The sequence below is a fragment of the Hymenobacter terrenus genome (genome assembly GCF_000972495.1).
GTDB classification, from domain to species: Bacteria; Bacteroidota; Bacteroidia; order Cytophagales; family Hymenobacteraceae; genus Hymenobacter; species Hymenobacter terrenus.
Genome location: NZ_LATM01000088.1, coordinates 1 through 2,436, shown reverse-complemented (window position 1 = coordinate 2,436; position 2,436 = coordinate 1). Strand labels below are relative to the sequence as shown.

The following is a 2,436-nucleotide window of genomic DNA, read 5'->3' as shown; positions in this document are numbered from 1 at the left end:
GGTGCCAGCCCGTACGTAGACCACGTCACCGGGCAGGGTCTTGTCAGCGGCATGCTGAATGGTCTTGAATGGCAGCGTGAGCGTGCCGGGGTTGGTGTCGCTGCCCTGGGAGTCAGAGACGTAATAATCATTGGCGTATACGCCGGACCAGGCTCCAGTGCCCAGTAGCAACGACAGAACAAGTTTTTTCATGATTAGCGAAAAATGGTTGGGATGAAGGAAATAGGGCGACAGGAAAGTAAATAAGAACGTTTGCAGATCAAAGTTGAGATTTTTATGCTTGTTTAAAAAGCTTATGTTCAAAAGGCTGGATCAACGACACGAATTCATTGATCAACGACACAAAACGGATGTTCACTCACACTGAATTACTCGGCAGCTAGCCCCTATTCTTTTATTGTCATCATGTTGTCAGTGGCAAGCAGGAGCCTTTTATGGGCAAATGTTTTTCACAATCGATGCAGGCACTTAGCTTTTGGGGGAGACGATGCTGCTGAAGTAGGGAACGGGAAGAGTCCTAAGCAAATAGGTCTGCTCCGGGAGGAACAGACCTATTGTGCTCGAAGAAAAAAGAGAAGGGATACTTGTCCAGCATTAAGCAAGAAAAGGACGTGCGCAGAAGCGCTATCGACACCCCATCCGGCGTAGAATCGTGTGTGGTATTTCTCTATTCTTAAAAAATACCACACATAAATCCCGAAAATAGTGTGTGGTATTTTCCTATTCCTGAAAAATACCACACATTTTGCTGCTGGACAGCTAGGGAAGAAATGAGCCGCAGTGCTCGGTTGGTGGGAAGTTGAAATCTTGTTGTGCCCGCTGCATAGCCGCTAGCTGAGTCAGCATAGCCCGCCTGGCTTGCGCTATTCAAAAGCTCGGTTTCGTGCCTGCGTTTCCTTGTGGTAAAGGCGCAATGAGAGTTCTAGCGCGTAGTAGTCGTTTCCCGGTACCAGACGCTTATCGCAGCTTTTGTAGAGTTCCTCTTTATTCGCAGTTCTGCTTAAAAGCAAAAGGTCTGCTCCTGAAGGAACAGACCTTTTGTTAGCTCCAAAAGAAAAGGCTTAGTTGTCTACCGTTAAGCGGGAGGAAGAGGTACCAGCGGGCGTGGTCAGCCGCACATTGTAGAAGGTGATACCTTGGCCTGCTGGCGCTTCGAAAACGGCTTCATGGGCACCGGCAGTCTGTTTCCCATTGACGAGCACGGTCACGAGGCGGCCCTGGCTGTTGAGCACTTCCAGGCGCACGGCCCCAGTTTGCTTCAGCTGGTAGCGGAAGGTAGTGCGGCCGGCAGTAGGGTTAGGATACGCTACGACAGACTCTCCGGCCGCCTTACTCGCAGCCGCCGCGGGGCGGGTGGTGGCCACGCTGTAGTCGCGGCGCACCAGGGCCGAAGTGGGGATGAGCTTCTTGGCCACGCCGGGGCCCTGGAAGGAGACTTGCAGAGTGTTATTGCCAGAGGCTTCGAAGTAGTCAACGGCGATGAAGTGCTTGCCGGCTTTCAGGCCAATGGTACCACTTTTCTCGGTCACCTCATGCGGGCCGTCGTTGTCGACCACTAGGGTATTGCCGATGAAGAGCTTGGAGCCGTCGTCGGAGTTGGTGAAGAAGGTGTATACCCCATCGGCGGGCACGGTCACGTAGCCATAGAAGTGGAAAGCGAAGTTATCGGCTTGCGCGGCGGGCGTGATGTCGAAAGTGGTCGTGGTACCGGTCTTGGTGGGGGTCAGGGGGGTGAAGTCAGGCAGCTTGTTCCACGTGCCCTGGTAGTAGTTGTAGTTCAGGCCAGCGGCCAGGGCGCCAGTGGGGTTCTCGGCCGGGCGCAGTGTGGTCGTGGGCGGGGTGGCCGTGGCGCGCACCAGGGCGCTGGCCGGGATGAGGCGCTTGCTCAGGTTCGCGCTCTGATAGGAAACCTGCAGCGTGTTGCCTCCAAAGGCTTCGAAGTAGTCGACGGCGATGAAGTGCCGGCCGGCTTTCAGGCCGATGGTGCCACTTTTCTCCTGGATGTCGTGGGGGCCGTCGTTGTCAACGACGAGCGTGTTGCCGATGTAGAGTTTGGAGCCGTCGTCGGAGTTGGTGAAGAAGGTGTACTGGCCGTCGGCGGGGATGGTCACGTAGCCGTAGAAGTGGAAAGCGAAGTAATCGGCTCGGTTCGCGGGCGTGATGTCGAAGGTGGCGGTGTTATCGCTCTTGACCGGAGTCAGGGGCGTGAAGTCGGGGATGGCGTTCCACGTGCCTTCGTAGTAGTTGTAGTTCAGGCCGGGGGCCAGGGCGCCGGTGGGGTTCTCGGGGTCGCGCAGCGTGCTGGTGGGCGGCGTCGTGGTGGTGGCGGTGCTTTCGTAAGCGCCCAGGTCCACGTTGGTACCGATGACCCGGTTGTTGCCAGCCAAGTCTTTGAGCAAGTTCGTTGCCAGGCTGTTGGTCAGGCCCGCGTTGATG

2 protein-coding genes are annotated in these 2,436 nt (G+C 56.0%); both read right to left on the bottom strand.

Features of this window, described 5'->3' with window-relative positions:
• The coding region (locus WX88_RS30625; RefSeq protein ID WP_231590809.1) for a DUF1565 domain-containing protein at positions 1 to 192 on the bottom strand (192 nt) is incomplete at its 3' end.
• Between the two features lie 869 nt (positions 193 to 1,061).
• The coding region (locus tag WX88_RS26510) for a PA14 domain-containing protein (RefSeq protein ID WP_046247454.1) at positions 1,062 to 2,436 on the bottom strand (1,375 nt) is incomplete at its 5' end.